We start from the raw sequence: 18,073 nt of genomic DNA, 5'->3' as shown, positions 1-18,073 counted from the left end.
AATGGTATGTTTAATTTGTTCGATGTTACTAGTTTCATGACCGGCATATTTGGGGGCCTGGGGAAAGTGATAGTAGCGCTTGTTATTCTGCTTATAGCCTACATCGCGGCTTCAATTGCCAAGACACTCATCATTAAGTTGATGACACACACTAAGCTTGGATTCATTGTTTCAAGAGCAGATGGTCCGAGACCCGGAGTTACAATTACTTACATCAGTAAGCTTGTTTACTTCCTGGTATTCTTACTTTTTATTCCACAGATTTTTAACACATTGGGAATTGACAGTGTTACATCTCCTGTAATGGGACTGCTTAACACAATTTGGGGATATGTTCCCAACGTTCTTGCAGCACTTATCGTTATCTTTGTAGGTAACCTTATCGCTACAACAGTAAGAACACTTCTTGTTCCTGTATTTGCAAGACTTAAGGTTGATGAGCTTCAGGCTAAGGCAGGCATTGAGGTTAAGGACACAGCTAAGCTTTCATATACACTTGCTTACATCGTATATGTTCTTATCATGATCCCTGTTTTCATCGTAGCACTCAACGTTCTTAAGATTGATGCTATCACAGCACCCGCTGTAAGCATGCTCACAGTTGTTGTTGATTACATCCCTCGCATAGTAGTAGCTTGCCTTGTTGTATTTGTCGGCTACCTTATCGGCAGATTCGCAGGTCAGATCGTTACTCAGCTCCTTGCTTCAACAGGCGTTGATAAGAAGCTCACAGACGCAACAGAAGGTAAGACAGAGAAGTTCGTTCTTTCAAAGGTTACAGGTACCGTTGTTCAGGTTGTTATCAACATCATGTTCATCGTACAGGGCTTTGCGGTAGTAGATCTTAAGCTCCTTACAGACATCGGTGCTGCTGTTATCGGCTATATGCCCAAGGCTCTTGCTGCTATCATCGTTCTTACACTTACATACTTTGCTGCAATCCTTGCAGAGAAGGCTCTTAAGAAGAACGGAATGGACGGCTATGCACTTGTTTCCAAGGCAGTTATCTTTGTAATCGGCATTTTCATGGTTCTCAACCAGCTCGGAATTGCTACTACAATCGTTAACTCAGCCTTCATTATCATTGTTGCAGCACTTGCTGTTGCATTTGCAATTTCCTTCGGTATCGGCGGAAAGGCATTCGCTACAAAGCAGCTTGATAAGCTCGACAAGTACATTGAAGAGAACAAAAAGAGCGACAAATAATAGCACGAAATTTTACGAAAAAACATATTGAAGCTTTGGCGGAGGGTATACATAAAAAGTTGCCCTCCGCTTTTCTATCTTGTATAATTATAAGGATTTCAGTATGAAAGGAACGTGATTATTATGGAAAAGGAAGTACAGAATAATACACTATTAAAGGCAAAGGGAATCGGCTCTGTAAAGATTGCCGACGACGTTGTTGCCAAGATTGCTGCGCTTGCTGCTCTTGAGATTGACGGAGTAAGTGAGATGGCAGGTGGTTATACCAGTGAAAATATAGATAAGGCAGGTCCGAAGAACATCCAGAAGAGTTCCAAGATCTTTTTGAATGAAGGTAAGGTACGTGTGGATATGTCCATTCTTATGGATTATAGCTACAACATTCCCGCTACAAGTAAGCAGGTCCAGGATAAGGTTAAGAGCTCCATCGAGAGCATGACAGGACTTAGTGTTACTGACGTCAACGTACGTATTGCCGGCATCAAGATGCCTGATTAAGGATTACAGAGGATATTATGAAAAGATCAGAACTTAGAGAACAGGTTTTTCAGCTTCTTTTTCGTGTAGAATTCAATACACCTGAGGAGATGCGTGAGCAGGAGGACCTGTTCATTGAAACAAGCGACATAGAGATGAGTGCCAAAGATGTTGATTACGTGAAGGAGCGCTACGAGAACATCGCAGAGAAGCTCCCGGAGATCGACAAGCTCATCAATGAAGTGACAACGGGATGGGATACAGGGCGTATCGGAAAAGTTGAGCTCGCAATCCTGAGACTCGCTGTCTATGAGATTAAATTCGATGAATCTATCCCCACAGGGGTAGCAATCAACGAGGCAGTTGAGCTGTCCAAGAAATTCGGCCAGGACGGCGCTTCTTCCTTTGTAAACGGAGTGCTGGCAAAACTTGCGTAATGTATATACAGTTGAGCAGATAAATTCCTATATTAAAAATATGTTCACGCAGGACTTCCTGCTCTCATCACTTACGGTGAAGGGCGAGGTCAGTAACTGCAAATATCACTCCTCCGGTCACATCTACTTCACGCTTAAGGATGCGTCCGGAGCGATTTCTTGTGTGATGTTCCGGGGAAGCGCCGCTACGGGGCTTAGATTCCGTATGCAGGAGGGCCAACAGGTCTGCGTTACCGGATCAATAGATGTATATGAACGGGACGGGAAGTACCAGCTTTATGCCAGAAAAATTGAACTGGATGGAGCAGGTGCTTTGTTTGAGCGTTTTGAGGCTTTAAAAAAAGAGCTGTCAGAGCGCGGAATGTTTGCTAATGAATATAAACAGCAGATACCAAAGCATATAAAAACGCTTGGAGTTGTGACAGCTCCTACCGGTGCGGCTGTGCGAGATATTATAAATATTTCCACCAGAAGAAATCCCTATGTGCAGATATATCTGTATCCTGCAATAGTTCAGGGAGATCAGGCGAAGGAGAGTATTGTCCGAGGCATAGAGACTCTCACAGCAATGAATGTGGATGTAATCATTGTCGGAAGAGGCGGCGGATCCATTGAGGATCTGTGGGCATTTAACGAAGAGATTGTGGCGGAAGCGATTTTCAACTGTCCGATTCCCATCATCTCGGCAGTAGGCCACGAGACGGATACTACGATAGCCGATTATGTTGCGGACTTAAGAGCACCCACACCTTCTGCTGCAGCAGAGCTGGCGGTATATGAGATTGACCTGCTTTTTCAGGATATCGATGCCTACCGCGATATTCTTACCCGCAGAATGAACGACAGGATAATGAGACTCCGCGAGAAGGCAGCCTCCGATAGGCGCCTTTTGGAACACCTTTCACCGGAGGCGAGAATACGCGATCAGAGAATGAGAGCTGCGCAGGCTGCTGACAAGCTTGAGCGTCTGATGACAGACCTCATAAGGGACAACAGGCACCGCCTGGATGTCAATATAGAGAGGCTTAAAGCCCTCAGTCCTCTTGATAAACTGCAGTCGGGATTTTCCTATGTGGCTGATTCCGAAGGCAAGAATGTCAGGAGTATCAAAAATGTAGCGCCCGGCGACAAGATTGAAATAAATGTCAGCGACGGTGTTATCGGGGCAGAAGTTGTGGGTGCGGAGAAGAGAAAATATGGCTAAGAAAAACGAAGAAAAAGAAATCACAATAGAAGAAGCCTTCGCTGAAGTAGACGAGCGCATCAAGGCTCTTGAAAAGAGCGATGTCACTCTTGAGGAATCCTTTAAATTCTTCAAGGAAGGCATGGATTTGCTTAAATACTGTAACGATTCCATCGACAAGGTTGAGAAAAAGGTTCAGAAGGTTATGGCTGACGGCAGCATGGAGGATTTTGAGTAATGTCCGATTTTGATAAGATGCTGGATAGCAGAGCGGCAGAAGCAGAGGATATCATAAAGAGCTTTCTTCCCGCTGAGGAAGGCTATCAGAAAAAAGTAATCGAAGCCATGAATTACAGTGTCATGGCAGGTGGCAAGAGAATCAGACCGGTTCTGATGCTTGAGATGTTTAAGATTTTTTCCGGAAAGGACAAGGATCTGGTGGCGCCTTTTGCAGCGGCCATTGAGATGATCCACACCTATTCCCTTGTGCACGACGATCTTCCGGCGATGGATAACGATGAATACAGAAGAGGCAGGAAGACCACCCATGTTGTATATGGTGCGGGAATGGCTACTCTTGCAGGAGACGGACTTTTAAATTATGCATACGAAACCGCTCTGAAGGTATTTTTATGCAAAACAAATCCCGATCCCTTCGACGGAGATATTAGCGACAGACGAGCTAAGGCTCTTGAAATCCTTGCCAGGAAGGCCGGTATATACGGGATGGTTGGCGGACAGTGCGCAGACATAGAGGCTGAGGGAAAGGCTGCAGCGACCTCCGAGGAACTCATTTTCATTCATGAGAATAAGACAGCTGCAATGCTGGAGAGCAGCATGATGATAGGAGCGCTTCTCGCAGGAGCCGATAAAAAGGCACTTGATGATATTGAACAGGCTGCGAGGAAGATCGGAGTTGCCTTCCAGATTCAGGATGATGTTCTTGATGTTACGGGCGACGAAGCGGAGCTAGGAAAGCCGATTGGTTCAGATGAAAAGAATGAGAAGACTACATATGTGACACTTCACGGACTTGAAGAATCAAAAGAAGAAGTCAGGAAGCTTTCGGACGAAGCTGCCTCCATCCTTTCAAAATACGATGGCAGCGAAGAATTCCTGATACCTCTTGTAAAGTGGATGATCTCAAGACAAAAGTGATAACATTTATGCCTTCTCCTATGGAGAAGGTGTCAGCGAAGCTGACGGATGAGGATTAACATGTTACTCGACAGTATAAAGAAACCAAACGACATAAAGAAAATACCGAAAAACAAGCAGGGCGAACTTGCGCAGGAGATTCGTGATTTTCTCATAGAAAAGATAAGTGTGACCGGTGGACATCTGGCATCAAACCTTGGTGTGGTTGAGCTGACCATGGCTCTTCACTTAGAACTAGATCTTCCGAAGGACAAAATTATTTGGGATGTCGGACATCAGTCCTACACACATAAGCTTTTAACCGGTCGTAAGGACGGCTTTGATAATCTGAGGAAATTCGGTGGGATGAGTGGATTTCCCAAGAGATCGGAGTCGGAGTGTGACTGCTTTGACACAGGCCACAGTTCCACCAGTTTATCTGCGGGACTTGGTATGGTAAGAGCAAGACAGCTCTCCGATGAGAAGTTTACCATCGTATCTGTAATCGGTGATGGTTCACTTACAGGTGGTCTTGCATACGAAGCCCTTAACAATGCAGCGAAGCTTGATACGAATTTTATCATGGTACTAAACGACAACGAGATGTCTATTTCAGAGAATGTTGGTGGAATGGCGAAATACCTCAATGTCGTAAGAACCAATGAGGGATACCTTAATTTGAGGGATGATATATACAACTCCCTTAAGAATTCCAGTCCCAAGATGGTCAAGGGAATCAGACGTGCAAAGAACAGTTTTAAACAGCTCTTTGTTCCGGGAATGGTATTTGAGAATCTCGGCATCACATACCTTGGACCAATCGACGGTCATGATATCACAGCACTGCGGGCTGCTATCCGCGAGGCTAAGAAGGTTCGTAAGGCTGTTATGATTCATGTGGTTACCAAGAAGGGTAAGGGCTTTGAACCTGCAGAGAGGCATCCTGCGCGCTTCCATGGTACGGAGCCGTTCCTTATTGAGAACGGAATTCCGAGGAATCCCAGAACCACAGCCAATTATCAGGATATTTTCAGCACGGTTATGTGCAAAATAGGTGAACGCGAGCCCAAGGCGGTTGCAATTACAGCAGCAATGGCGGACGGAACCGGACTTAAGAGATTCAGGAATATGTACCCCGACAGATTTTTTGATGCGGGAATCGCGGAGGAACATGCGGTTACCTTTGCAGCAGGACTTGCAGTCGGCGGTTTCCATCCGATTTTTGCGGTGTACAGTTCGTTTTTACAGAGAGCTTACGATCAGGTACTGGAGGATGTTTGCCTTCAGAATCTTCCGGTTACCTTTGCGATAGACAGGGCAGGACTTGTTGGAAGCGACGGTGAGACTCACCAGGGAATATTTGATTTGTCCTACCTTTCCAGTATGCCCAATATGCATATAATGGCACCCAAGAATAAATGGGAGCTTTCCGACATGCTTAAGTTTGCGATTGCTTTCGATGGACCTTCGGCGATCAGATATCCGAGGGGTACAGCATACGATGGACTTGCAGACTTCCGTGCACCTATTGAGATGGGTAAGGCAGAGCCACTGTACAAGGAGAGAGATATCATCCTCTTTGCATTGGGAAGTATGGTGAAAACCGCGGAGAAAGTTCGAGAGATACTTCTTGAAAAAGGCTACAATTGTTCACTTACCAACGCGAGATTTGCTAAGCCTATTGACGGAGAGCATGTGCGGGACGCAGCGAAAAAACATAAGCTTATAGTTACGATGGAAGAGAACGTTGAGAATGGTGGTTTTGGTGATCAGGTAAGACGCTTTATCTATGATGAAGGAATTGACATTCATCATCTTTGTATAGCTCTTCCGGATGAGTTTGTAACTCACGGCTCATGTGATCAGCTCTATAAGGCACTTGGTGTTGATGCTGAGTCGATTGCCCAAAAAGTAATGAGAAAATATGAGGAAATAACAGTAGATGGCTAAGGAAAGACTGGATGTAATTCTGGTTTCCAGAGGACTTGCCACTTCCCGTGAGAAGGCAAAGGCTGTCATTATGGCAGGCGATGTTTTCGTAAACGGTCAGAGAGAAGACAAGCCCGGAACATCCTTTGATGAATCAAAAATCACATCTCTTGAAGTGAAGGGTGAACAACTCCCCTATGTCAGCAGAGGCGGTCTCAAGCTTGAGAAGGCTATGAAGAGCTTTGAGCTAAAACTCGATGGCTTTGTATGCATGGACATAGGAGCTTCCACCGGAGGCTTTACGGATTGCATGCTTCAAAACGGAGCGGTGAAAGTTTACTCGGTGGATGTGGGACATGGTCAGCTTGCCTGGAAACTTAGATCCGATGAGCGCGTGGTCTGCATGGAGAAAACCAATTTCAGATATCTTACAAGAGATGATATAGACGATGACCTTGATTTTGCATCGGTTGATGTTTCTTTCATCTCACTTACCAAAATACTTATTCCCGCGAGAAAGCTTCTTAAGGATGGCGGAGAGATGGTATGCCTTATCAAGCCCCAGTTTGAGGCGGGCCGCGAGAAGGTAGGTAAAAAGGGAGTTGTGAGAGAACCTGAGACTCACAAAGAGGTCATCTGCAAGGTAATAGATTTTGCCCACATAATCGGATTTAAGGTTTTAAATCTCGATTTTTCACCGGTTAGGGGACCGGAGGGAAATATAGAATACCTTCTTTATATCAAAAAGGATGAGAGCAGAAACGATGAGGTGTCTGAAATCAATGAAGGCGAGGGACTTCATTTGCTGTCAGAGGTTTTGAGTGCAGGCAATGGTTTTTCAACGGAGTCTGATATGAAGGAACTTATTGAGGAGACGGTAGGAAGAGCACACGGGGAGTTATAAGGTCTATGAGACGGTTTTTCATAATCACTAACAGAGGCAAAGATCCCGGAATGAAGGCCACCCTGCGCATCAGGGATTACCTTGAGCAGAAGGGGGCATTCTGCGAGGTCGCCGAGATAGAGAGTACGGCGAATAAAAACGGCAAGGAGTATTCCTGCAAGGTTCCGGACTGCGTAGAGTGTTGCATTGTCCTTGGAGGCGATGGAACGATGCTCCAGGCGGCGGGTAATGTCCTTGGGAAAAATATCCCGCTTATCGGAGTTAATCTTGGAACGTTGGGCTATATGGCGGAGGTTGACCTATCTGAGGTCGAAAGCGCCATGGATAAGCTTCTTAGTGATGAGTATGAAATAGAAGACCGTATGATGCTTCAGGGAGTTCTCTGTCAGGGAGAAGAAAAAGGCGTTATCAACTACGCCTTAAATGACATCGTAATCGCAAGATGTTCATCGCTCCGGGTTTTCAATTTTAATGTGTATGTAAATGATCTGCCGCTTACAACCTATCAGTCCGATGGAATAATTCTTTCATCGCCTACGGGTTCGACGGCTTATAATATGTCTGCAGGCGGACCGATTGTGGATCCAAAGGCACGGATACTTCTTCTGACACCGATATGTCCGCATGCGGCTAACGGAAGGACAATAGTGCTTTCCGAGAATGATAAGGTCACTATAGAAATCGGAAAAGGAAGCGGAGACAGTACTTTGGAGCTGGAGGCTTCTCTCGACGGAAGAAAAAGGATGATGATGAAGAGCGGGGACAGGATAGATATCACCGCAGCAAAACAGGTTACCAAGATATTGAAACTAAGCAGTGAAAGCTTTTTAAACATTTTAAGGAAAAAACTTGTATGAAGAAAAAACGTCACAGCAAACTGATCGAAATAATTCAAAACAATGTTATCGAAACTCAGGAGCAGATCGCGGATATGCTCAATGCTGCGGGTTTTAAGGTTACCCAGGCGACCGTATCCAGAGACATAAGAGAGCTCCGACTGACCAAAAGAGCTACTCCTGACGGAAGGCATAAATATGTTTTTGTTCAGGACAGTGCAGGAATGACTGACAAGTATGCGGATGTCCTGCGAGCAGGATTTATCAGTATGGATCATGCTCAGAATATTCTGGTTATCCGCACGGTATCGGGAATGGCGATGGCTGTAGCCGCTGCTCTTGATGCTATGGAATTTGAAGAGGTAGTAGGATGTATTGCCGGTGATGATACCATCATGGCAGCTATACGTACCAATAACGATGTTCAGAAGGTTATGGATGCCCTGAACGAAATAATAGGCTGATAGTACCTGTCCCATTAAACGGACAGTTATTATATACATTTCCTTGACTTGCCCGAAGAAGCAAAAAGGAAAGAGGTAAATATGTTATACAATCTACATGTGAAGAATCTTGCTCTGATAAATGAGCAGGAGGTTGAGTTTGAAAACGGTCTTAACATAATGAGTGGTGAGACCGGCGCCGGTAAATCAGTTATTATCGGCAGTGTGAATCTGGCGCTCGGTGCTAAAGCTGACAGTGGTATGATTCGCACGGGAGCTGAATATGCTCTTATCGAGCTGACCTTTGGAATCAAAAATGAAGCGCAGCTAAGAAGCCTTAAGGAACTTGATATTCCTGTAGAAGAAGACGGAACACTTATTTTGCAGAGAAAAATCATGGAGGGCAGAAGTGTCTGCAAGGCAAACGGCGAGACAGTAAGCGCAAGGCAGCTTCGTGATCTTTCAAACATACTTATAAATATTCACGGTCAGAATGACCATCAGGAACTCCTTCACAAGAAAAAGCATCTGGAGATACTGGATGATTTTGCAGGTGAGGAGCTTTTGCAGCTTAAGGAAAAGTGTGCAAAGGCTTACGGAAGCTGGAAGGATGTTATGAAGGCTCTCGATGAGACCAACTTAGACGAGAGAGAACGTGAGAGACAAAAGGATCTCGCGAATTTCGAATACAATGAGATTACTGATGCAGACCCCAAAGAGGGTGAGGATGAGGAGCTTGAGACCAGATACAGAAGAATGGTCAATTCCAGGAAGATTGCCGAGGCAGCAGGTATTGCCGCTGAGGTGACGGGAGCAGGCGACTCCGGTGAAAGCGCTGCGGATGCTATAGGAAGAGCAGTGCGTGAGCTCTCCTCGGTTAGCAGCTATGACGATAAGGCTGCGGAGCTTTTGGAACAGCTCTCTGATATCGATAATTTATTATCTGATTTTCGTCATGCTATTTCATCCTATATCGATGAGCTTGAGTTTGATCCCGAAGATTTTGCGACAACAGAGGACAGACTCAATACCATAAACCATCTCAAGGATAAGTATGGCGGAAGCATTGAGGAAGTTTTAAAGTACAGGGATGAGAAGGAAGAGGAGCTAAAAAAACTCGAGGACCTTGCAGCATACCGAGACGGTCTTCTTGCTGATGAGAAGAGGTTCCATGATGAGTTGTTATCCGCCTGCAAGAGCATCTCAGACCTGAGAAAAGAAAATGCCAAAGCTTTATCGGAGCTTCTCCGCAAAGCGTTGGAGGATCTTAACTTCATAGATGTAAGATTCGAGATTGATGTTAAGCCTGACGGAGAGAGAGTTTCCGCGGGAGGCTATGATGATGTGGAATTCATGATTTCCACAAATCCCGGAGAGAGGATAAGACCCCTTGATCAGGTGGCAAGCGGCGGTGAGCTCTCAAGAATCATGCTTGCAATCAAGACCGTTGTCGCTGAAAAGGATGACATAGATACACTCATTTTTGATGAGATAGATGCGGGAATAAGCGGACAGACTGCCTGGAAGGTTTCGGAGAAACTTGGACTTCTTGCAAAGGGTCACCAGATAATCTGCATCACACACCTTCCTCAGATTGCATCTATGGCTGACACTCATTATGAGATCGCGAAGGGAACTCATGAAGAGGGCGGAAACGAGAGAACCGTCACCCGGATCAGAAAACTCTCGGATGATGAGAGAGCATCAGAACTTGCAAGAATGCTTGGCGGCGCCACAATCACAGATTCTGCAATGGAGAATGCGAGGGAGATGATGCGCCAGGCAGAAAAGGTTAAATCTAAATAGCCTTCCCCTTGGGATACTAAATTGGAGTGAATTTATGACACTAGACTATGATGATTTTCTAAACAGCATAATGGCCAGCATGGACAGAACCACTCAGGTTGATGTTAATGATATCCCTAACATCGACCTGTATATGGACCAGCTGCTTACTTTTATGGATGAGAGCCTTAGGAAGTCCTCAAGGCATCCCGGAGTGGATAAGATACTCACGAAGACCATGATCAATAACTATGCCAAAAATGATCTGCTTCCCCCTCCGGTAAAGAAGAAGTATTCCAAGGATCACATCATACTTTTGATGTTCATCTACTACTATAAAAACATGCTGTCCTTCAGTGATATCCAGACCTTGTTTGAGCCTGTTTACAAACGTTTTGGAAAAGACGATGAGGACATAAATTTAAAAGATATCTACAAGACAATCTACGATGAGCAGAAGGATATTATCGCCCATCTTAAAACTGACATCGAGGAAAAATATAAGACCACCCAGAAATCATTTCCCGAGGCGAAGGGCGAAGACAAGAACGAACTTCAGATGTTCAATTTTGTCTCTATGCTTGCTTACGATGTTTTCATGAAGATGCTTCTTATCGAGAACATCATCGATCACATCGAAGAGGAGCGCGAGGGCGACAAAGAGACCAAGAAGAAGAAAAAATAATGCCTTCTCCCTCTGGGAGAAGGTGTCGGCGAAGCCGACGGATGAGGGTAATTTTCGAAAGGTAGTACATATTTAATGAGCATTTACGACACCCTGAATAGTGAACAGAAAAAAGCGGTTCTGCAGACAGACGGTCCGGTCCTGATACTTGCCGGAGCAGGTTCGGGAAAGACCAGAGTCCTGACGCACAGGATCGCTTATTTAATTGACGAATGCGGAGTTAATCCCTGGAACATTCTCGCGATAACCTTTACCAACAAGGCGGCTGGCGAGATGCGCGAAAGAGTTGATAAGATTGTAGGCTTTGGCGCCGAGAGCATATGGGTTGCGACTTTTCACTCAACCTGTGTAAGAATCTTAAGACGCTACGCTGACAGAATCGGTTACAGCAACAATTTTACAATCTATGATACGGATGACTCCAAGTCGGTACTTAAGGATATCTGCAAAAGATATCAGCTGGAGACAACTCAGCTAAAGCTCCGCAACATCCAGACTGCGATATCGCATGCAAAGGACAACTGCGTCGATGCCAATGAATACATGCTGGCATCGGGAAACGACTTTAAGAAGCAGAAAATTGCGAAGGCATACATCGAGTATCAGAATACGCTTAAGAAGAATAATGCAATGGATTTTGATGATCTTCTTCTTAACACGGTGAAGCTCTTCAAGGACGAGCCGGAGGTGCTTGCGCAGTACCAGGAACGCTTCAGGTACATAATGGTTGATGAGTATCAGGATACCAACAACGTACAGTTTGAATTCGTAAGGCTTCTTGCAGACAGGTATAAGAACCTTTGCGTGGTCGGTGATGATGATCAGAGTATTTACAGATTCCGCGGCGCGAACATCAGGAATATCCTTGATTTTGAAAAAGTGTATCCCGATGCGACAGTGATAAAACTGGAACAGAATTACAGATCAACACAGAGTATTCTTGATGCGGCAAACGCTGTCATAAGGAATAACTACGGAAGAAAAGACAAGGCTCTCTGGACTGACGAAGGGAAAGGCGAACTCGTCAGATTAAAGGTTGTGAATCAGGCTCCCGAGGAGGCTGAGTTTATAGCATCCGAAGTTTGCAAACTCAAAAAGTCAGGCAAAGCGGATTATAAGGATATTGCAGTTCTCTACAGAACCAATGCGCAGTCGAGACTCTTGGAAGAGCGATTCGTGTATGAAGGAATTCCGTACGACCTTGTGGGAGGAGTGAACTTCTACGGCAGACGTGAGATCAAGGACTGTCTCGCCTATCTGAAGACTATTGATTCCGGTGCGGATGACCTTGCTGCGAGACGTATCATAAATGTTCCGAAAAGAGGGATCGGAGCTACAAGTATCACTCATGTTCAGGAATACGCAGATAAGGCCAATATCAGTTTTCTGAAGGCGTGCGCCGAGGCTGATATGATCCCGGGACTTAATAAGACAGCGCAGGCAAAGTGCAAGGCATTTGCATCAATGATCGGAGTTTTCAGAGCCTTTGCAAAAGAGGCAAGACTTGACCAGCTTATGCAGCACATCATCAGAGAAATCGGCTACATAGATTATCTCTATACAATCGATGAGGATGCAAACACTGAGGATAACGAGCGTGAGCAGAACGTGGACGAGCTTATATCCAAAATGGCCGGCTACGAGGAAAAAGAGGATGAGCCTACGCTTACAGGATTCTTGGAAGAGGTCGCTCTGGTAGCGGATATTGACAATGTATCCGAGGATGACGACAAGGTGCTCCTCATGACACTTCACAGTGCGAAGGGACTCGAGTTTGATCATGTGTATCTCGCGGGTATGGAGGAGAATGTTTTCCCCAGCTTCATGGCGCTGATGGACGAAGGAGTAGATCCCGAGGGACTCGAGGAGGAGAGAAGACTTGCTTATGTTGGAATAACCAGAGCAAGAAAACATCTCACACTCACAAGTGCCAGAAGCAGAATGACAAGAGGTCAGCTCCAGTACAACCCTGTGAGCAGATTTGTAACTGAGATTCCGGCTGAGCTTCTTGAAAAGGTCGGAGCGGCTGAAGCTTCCTTCATGTATGATGGCGGAGAATCCATTGATGACGACGATGATATCGATCTTGATACAGGTCGCATTTTTAAGAAAAAGATGGACTTCTCAAAACCCACCTATGCAGCCGGTACAGCAAACTCGCCTCTTAAGAGAAGTGCTTATGCCGGGACGAAAGCGGCGACCCAGCCTGCTTACGGAAGACCTGTCGCAAAGCCGGCACCTCCCAAAAAGAGAGCGGTACCAAAGGACAAACCTTTTATCGCAGGAGCTGCCAGTGCACACAGTAAGGCTTCTCTCGGAAAACCGGGACTCGCCGGATTATCCAAAGGAATGCCGACAGCCGGAGCAGCACTTGATTACGGCGTAGGTGACAGAGTCATGCATGTTAAGTTCGGTGAAGGGACTGTCCTTGATATCGTCAAGGAACCGAGAGACTATAAGGTCACAATCGATTTTGACGATTACGGACAGAAAATCATGTTCGCTGCATTTGCGAAGCTTAAAAAAGTATAAACTTTGCCAATTCAATAGATTGTGAATTAATAAATGCTATAATATATATAACATTTTATGCCTTCTCCCGCTGGGAGAAGGTGGCACGAAGTGCCGGATGAGGGGTATTAACCACTAACTACATCTTGGAAAGGGGTAAGTAATGGATAAGAACAGAATCGAAGAACTTCTTGAAACAGTCAGAATCAATGAGCTTTTAGAGAAAAAAGAAGCTGCAAACGCTAAGAAGCCATCAAACATTGTTTTATGGTGTCTTGCAGTTTTCGGAGCAATTGCTGCTGTAGCAACAATCGCTTATCTGGTATTCAATTACATGATGCCCGAGTACGAGGATGATTACGATTATGATGATGACGATTTCGACGACTTTGATGACGACTTCGTTGATCTGGATTTGGAGAAATGAAGAAAAAAGATATAGTAACGGGCAGAATTGTTAGGGTTGAATTTCCTAACAAAGGCATTATGGAGACACCTGAGGGAAAAGTGATAGTTAAGAACACACTTCCCGGTCAGAAGGTGTCATGTGTGATAATTAAAAACAGAAATGGCAGAGCAGAAGGTAGGCTCCTCGAGGTTCTCGAAGAGCCTATTGATGCTATAGAAAGCCCCTGCATACATTTTGGCAAATGCGGAGGCTGCAGCTATCTTACCATGCCTTATGTCAAAGAACTTGGCATGAAAGAACAGCAGGTAAGGCATATTCTTAATCCTATTTTGGAGAAGCAGACTCAGAGTTATACCTGGGAGGGCATAAAAACAAGCCCCATCAAATTTGCATACAGAAATAAGATGGAATTTACTTTTGGAGATGAGGAGATAGGTGGTCCCCTCACTCTTGGCATGCACAAAAGAAACAGCATGCATGATATTGTCAGCGTAACAGGCTGCAGAATTGTGGATGATGATTACAACAACATCTTAAGCGCCACACTTTCGTATTTCGGAGAATTATATAGACAGGAAAAAATCACTTTTTATCATAGAATGAAACAGGAGGGTTATCTTCGACACCTTCTCGTAAGAAAGGCTCAGAAGACAGGCGACATCCTGATAGACATAGTGACGACGACACAGGAAGACCACAATCTCATGAATTACGCGGAGATGCTTTTAACCCTTGAGCTCTCCGGGCATATCGTTGGTATTCTTCATACAAAAAATGATGCCAAGGCAGATGCCATAATTGATGAAGGAACAACTGTACTTTATGGACAGGACTACTTTTATGAGGAGCTTCTTGGACTTAAGTTCAGGATTACACCCTTCTCATTTTTCCAGACAAATTCTCTTAGTGCAGAGGTTCTGTATGGCACTGTCAGGGAATACATCGACGGACTTTATGACAACATGTCGGAGGATCCGGGTGACAAGATCATCTATGATCTATACTGCGGAACAGGAACCATTGCCCAGATAATTGCACCCATTGCCAATAAGGTGATAGGTGTTGAGATTGTTGAAGAAGCTGTTGCGGCCGCAAAGGAGAACGCTGCGAGAAATCAGCTTCTGGACTGCGAATTTATCGCAGGAGATGTGCTTAAAGTTCTTGATGATATCGTGGACAAGCCCAATCTCATCATTCTTGATCCTCCCCGTGAAGGCATCAATCCCAAGGCACTTAAAAAGATCATCGACTACGGCGTAAAGCACATGATCTACGTAAGCTGCAAACCTACTTCCCTCGCCAGGGATCTCGAAACCCTTGCAGAGGGCGGCTATTATGTTCAGAGGGCTGTGGCAGTAGATCAGTTCCCTTGGACAAATCATGTTGAGACGGTGGCTTTGCTGACAAGAGCTGAACACAGTTAAATAGAAAAACGTAAGTGGCTTAACGGTGCGCTTTGTGGCTAACGTTAAAAAGTGTTAGCAGGCAAAGAGGCACCGTTATTTTTATGCCATTTTGAAAGTGTAAGGGAATTGAACTACGAGAAGGTTGAGACGGTGGTGCTCCATGATTTTGAAAATGAATACAGTTTAACGATAGCTGTTTATGTAAATTTCATAATAGAAATTCGTATACTATGTTATATTAATCTAAGGCATAACATTTGTAGAACAGCGGTATAAAGGAGATAAGTTGTTATGGAGCAATTTGAAATAATTAGTGCTGAAAATATAGTTGTTGAAGCTGACCAAGTCCCTGGGAAGGTGAGTTTTCATAACTTTGCTGAATTAAAGCAATATATGGAGAAGGGGCTATCAGTTTACAATACTACAGAATATACCATAGATAATTTGAAGCAGGCAGAGCATGATCTGAAAGAATTAAAAGCTATAAAGAAAAAATTGTCCGATAAAAAGAAAGAGCTTGAGACAGCCTATTCCATGCCTATAGAAGAGGTCAAAAAACAGCTAGAAGAGCTTATTGATATGGTTAAGGTGCCACTGAATACGATTGATACGTTGATAAAGGAGAATGCAAAGAAGGCTAAAGAGCAAGAAATAATGGAATATGCCAGAAAACAAGCGAGTATTCTTGGGGAATACGCGGACAAAGTGATAGAAAGTGACAGCTTCTTCAATCAGCGCTGGCTCAATACAACTTATAAAAAGAAAGACTGGCAAGCAGATATAGATAAGATTATTACCGATTCTTCAGATGCTTTCGAGACTATTGAGAAAGTCGGTGGGAGCCAGAAGGCAGCTTTAAGGGCGTTTTACTTTGACAAACTATCTTTAGATGGAGCAGACAAATTCCTGCAAGAAGCGTCTTCTGAGAGTGAAGATAGTACTTTGAAAAGTGTAGAAGATGAAGATGCTGTTGTCGGGTATAAGGTATTGAAAATATTTGGGACTGATAGGCAGATGCGCCAGCTTATGACAGAATTAACTCTGTCAGATATGGAATTTGAAGAAATAGAAGATGGAATGCCTAAGTCGATGGAAGAAATAACAACGCCGGATTTTTCCTCTTTTGTTTGCTTCGACATTGAGCATACAGGTACTTTTGGCATAAATAAAGGAGATGCTGAGTCTGAAATAATTGAGATTGGGGCAGTAAAGGTTAGTAATGGTGAAATAGTTGATCGCTTTGATATGCTTGCAAATCCGGGACGAAAGATTGTTCCTAGGATTGCAAGATTAACGCATATTACTGATGAAATGGTAGCTAGCGAGCCATCTGTTGATGAAGTGATTAAGAAATTTAAGGAATTTATAGGTGGGGAAATACTTGTTGGACATAACATAAAGAGTTGTGACATTCCTCATATTTCTAGAGCGGCGAAGCGTGCTGGTGTACAGCTAGAAAATAAATATCTTGATACTAAGGTCTTAGCGAAAAGAGTTAAAGATCGTAAAGGATGGGAGAATATCACATTACCGTACTTGGCAGAGCTCTATGGTTTTGAGCATAAAGAAGTGCACAGGGCGTGGAGCGATGCTGAAGTAAATGCCAGAGTTTATTTTGAGTTACAAAAGGCTATACAATAGAGAGTGATAATGAATGATTATTCAAAAATCGATATTGAAAGGCTTCGTAAAGATATCGAAGGAGAAGCTATATCAGCTTTTTATGCAGGTGGTTATGGAGCTGCATTAGTAGAATCTTTCGATATTAAGCATGCATCTGCGAATGAACTGATTGATGCTGCTAAAAAGATGGGAATTTCAATAGAACGATATAGGATTTGGTAATTATACATAATTTGCAAAATGAAGGATGTTCTATATGTCGGTTGAATCAAGCTTTGTTTTAAAATGTAAGAGTACGGAACAAATTGAGGCTGCGATGGAATACGATAAGTGCTTGTCTGGGAATGGTCAGAACTATCCAATTTCATCGATCTTTAAGATAAACGGGAAAAAAATAGAAATATGTAATAACCTGTGTATCGATGATTTTGAACGATATCTTATTGATTGGTGTATATTTGTTGCAGAACAGTTGCCTGAAACAGACTTTAATGCAACAGGTAATTTTATAGAGGACACGGGAGGGTCAACTATCAACCATAAAATGTCATTTAAAAATGGGATTCTTACCGTTAATACAGTAAAAGAAGATGATTGGGGCAAAGACAAAATCAAATTAGTATTTTGCTTTGAGGGGAAAAAGTTGTCATTAGATAAGGATAAATCTAAAGGTTATTCGGATTATTTAGATGAGGATCCTAATGATGATGACAAATATGGAGATTTGATATTCGTTAAAGAAATTACTGATGCATGGAAATATGAAGATGAACTTGATGCGGAGGGGGTATTGCCTAATGAGGTTCACGACGAAGATGCATGGGATGAATTGCCTAGAGTAAAAAAACGTGCGGAGGAAGGCGACGAGAAAGCTATTAGTATTCTTGAAAAATATAATGAAATAAACGATACAGATGCTATGTATAAATAGAGTCATCAGCGAATAAAACATTTCTTGTAGCGGACAAAAAGCGAATGTAGCTTAACGATAGAAATGAGTATCTATTCAAATCACAAAAGAGAAGTAGGTTGAGAGAGGGGGAAACATGTGCTAAATAAGAAAAAACGAGGGTTCATATCATATCAGTGCACCCTCGCTTTT

General features: G+C 43.8%; 18 protein-coding genes. All 18 read left to right on the top strand.

Going from position 1 to position 18,073, the window contains the following annotated elements; genetic code table 11:
- Nucleotides 1-6: 6 nt before the first annotated feature.
- The 18 genes from G596_RS0111205 (at nucleotide 7) to G596_RS0111120 (ending at nucleotide 17,902) form a co-directional block, all read left to right on the top strand.
- Nucleotides 7-1,206, top strand: a complete 1,200-nt coding sequence (locus G596_RS0111205) for a mechanosensitive ion channel (protein WP_022761941.1) — start codon at nucleotides 7-9, stop codon at nucleotides 1,204-1,206.
- A 123-nt stretch (nucleotides 1,207-1,329) separates the two neighbouring features.
- On the top strand, nucleotides 1,330-1,704 hold the full coding sequence (locus G596_RS0111200) for an Asp23/Gls24 family envelope stress response protein (RefSeq protein WP_022761940.1): 375 nt from the start codon (nucleotides 1,330-1,332) through the stop codon (nucleotides 1,702-1,704).
- A 17-nt stretch (nucleotides 1,705-1,721) separates the two neighbouring features.
- Nucleotides 1,722-2,120, top strand: coding sequence for a transcription antitermination factor NusB (gene nusB, locus G596_RS0111195; protein ID WP_022761939.1), 399 nt, complete (start codon nucleotides 1,722-1,724; stop codon nucleotides 2,118-2,120).
- Nucleotides 2,113-3,324, top strand: a complete 1,212-nt coding sequence (gene xseA, locus G596_RS0111190; RefSeq protein ID WP_022761938.1) for an exodeoxyribonuclease VII large subunit — start codon at nucleotides 2,113-2,115, stop codon at nucleotides 3,322-3,324. The genes nusB and xseA overlap by 8 nt, the downstream gene beginning before the upstream one ends.
- Entirely contained in the window at nucleotides 3,317-3,541 is a 225-nt protein-coding gene (gene xseB, locus G596_RS0111185; RefSeq protein WP_022761937.1) for an exodeoxyribonuclease VII small subunit, read from the top strand. Before xseA ends, xseB begins: the two co-directional genes overlap by 8 nt.
- Complete coding sequence (locus G596_RS0111180) at nucleotides 3,541-4,461, top strand: polyprenyl synthetase family protein (protein WP_022761936.1); 921 nt, start codon at nucleotides 3,541-3,543, stop codon at nucleotides 4,459-4,461. Before xseB ends, G596_RS0111180 begins: the two co-directional genes overlap by 1 nt.
- 60 nt (nucleotides 4,462-4,521) lie before the next feature.
- Nucleotides 4,522-6,390: a 1-deoxy-D-xylulose-5-phosphate synthase gene (gene dxs, locus G596_RS0111175; RefSeq protein WP_022761935.1), complete on the top strand. Its 1,869-nt coding sequence runs from the start codon at nucleotides 4,522-4,524 to the stop codon at nucleotides 6,388-6,390.
- Complete coding sequence (locus G596_RS0111170) at nucleotides 6,383-7,273, top strand: TlyA family RNA methyltransferase (protein WP_022761934.1); 891 nt, start codon at nucleotides 6,383-6,385, stop codon at nucleotides 7,271-7,273. Before dxs ends, G596_RS0111170 begins: the two co-directional genes overlap by 8 nt.
- Nucleotides 7,274-7,278: 5 nt before the next feature.
- Nucleotides 7,279-8,130, top strand: coding sequence for an NAD(+)/NADH kinase (locus G596_RS0111165; RefSeq protein WP_022761933.1), 852 nt, complete (start codon nucleotides 7,279-7,281; stop codon nucleotides 8,128-8,130).
- Nucleotides 8,127-8,573: an arginine repressor gene (gene argR, locus G596_RS0111160; RefSeq protein ID WP_022761932.1), complete on the top strand. Its 447-nt coding sequence runs from the start codon at nucleotides 8,127-8,129 to the stop codon at nucleotides 8,571-8,573. The genes G596_RS0111165 and argR overlap by 4 nt, the downstream gene beginning before the upstream one ends.
- A gap of 81 nt (nucleotides 8,574-8,654) precedes the next feature.
- On the top strand, nucleotides 8,655-10,358 hold the full coding sequence (gene recN / locus G596_RS0111155; protein WP_022761931.1) for a DNA repair protein RecN: 1,704 nt from the start codon (nucleotides 8,655-8,657) through the stop codon (nucleotides 10,356-10,358).
- 34 nt (nucleotides 10,359-10,392) lie between these two features.
- Nucleotides 10,393-11,022 carry a DUF1836 domain-containing protein gene (locus tag G596_RS0111150; protein WP_022761930.1) on the top strand — a complete coding sequence of 210 codons (630 nt, stop codon included), beginning with the start codon at nucleotides 10,393-10,395 and terminating at the stop codon, nucleotides 11,020-11,022.
- Between the two features lie 75 nt (nucleotides 11,023-11,097).
- Nucleotides 11,098-13,554, top strand: coding sequence for an ATP-dependent helicase (locus G596_RS0111145; RefSeq protein WP_022761929.1), 2,457 nt, complete (start codon nucleotides 11,098-11,100; stop codon nucleotides 13,552-13,554).
- A 142-nt stretch (nucleotides 13,555-13,696) separates the two neighbouring features.
- Entirely contained in the window at nucleotides 13,697-13,960 is a 264-nt protein-coding gene (locus tag G596_RS0111140; protein WP_022761928.1) for a hypothetical protein, read from the top strand.
- Nucleotides 13,957-15,366 (top strand): 23S rRNA (uracil(1939)-C(5))-methyltransferase RlmD, encoded by a 1,410-nt coding sequence (rlmD, locus tag G596_RS0111135; RefSeq protein ID WP_022761927.1) that lies wholly within the window; start codon nucleotides 13,957-13,959, stop codon nucleotides 15,364-15,366. Before G596_RS0111140 ends, rlmD begins: the two co-directional genes overlap by 4 nt.
- A 273-nt stretch (nucleotides 15,367-15,639) precedes the next feature.
- A complete protein-coding gene (locus G596_RS23830) occupies nucleotides 15,640-16,989 on the top strand; it encodes an exonuclease domain-containing protein (protein WP_022761926.1) in 1,350 nt (449 codons plus the stop codon).
- Between the two features lie 9 nt (nucleotides 16,990-16,998).
- On the top strand, nucleotides 16,999-17,193 hold the full coding sequence (locus G596_RS0111125) for a hypothetical protein (RefSeq protein WP_022761925.1): 195 nt from the start codon (nucleotides 16,999-17,001) through the stop codon (nucleotides 17,191-17,193).
- 94 nt (nucleotides 17,194-17,287) lie between these two features.
- Nucleotides 17,288-17,902, top strand: a complete 615-nt coding sequence (locus G596_RS0111120; RefSeq protein ID WP_155829252.1) for a hypothetical protein — start codon at nucleotides 17,288-17,290, stop codon at nucleotides 17,900-17,902.
- Nucleotides 17,903-18,073 lie beyond the last annotated feature (171 nt).

Source organism: Butyrivibrio sp. AD3002 (assembly GCF_000420905.1).
Lineage (GTDB): Bacteria > Bacillota > Clostridia > Lachnospirales > Lachnospiraceae > Butyrivibrio.
The sequence above is the reverse complement of the archived record's forward strand: the minus strand, read 5'-3'. Positions and strand labels throughout refer to the sequence as shown.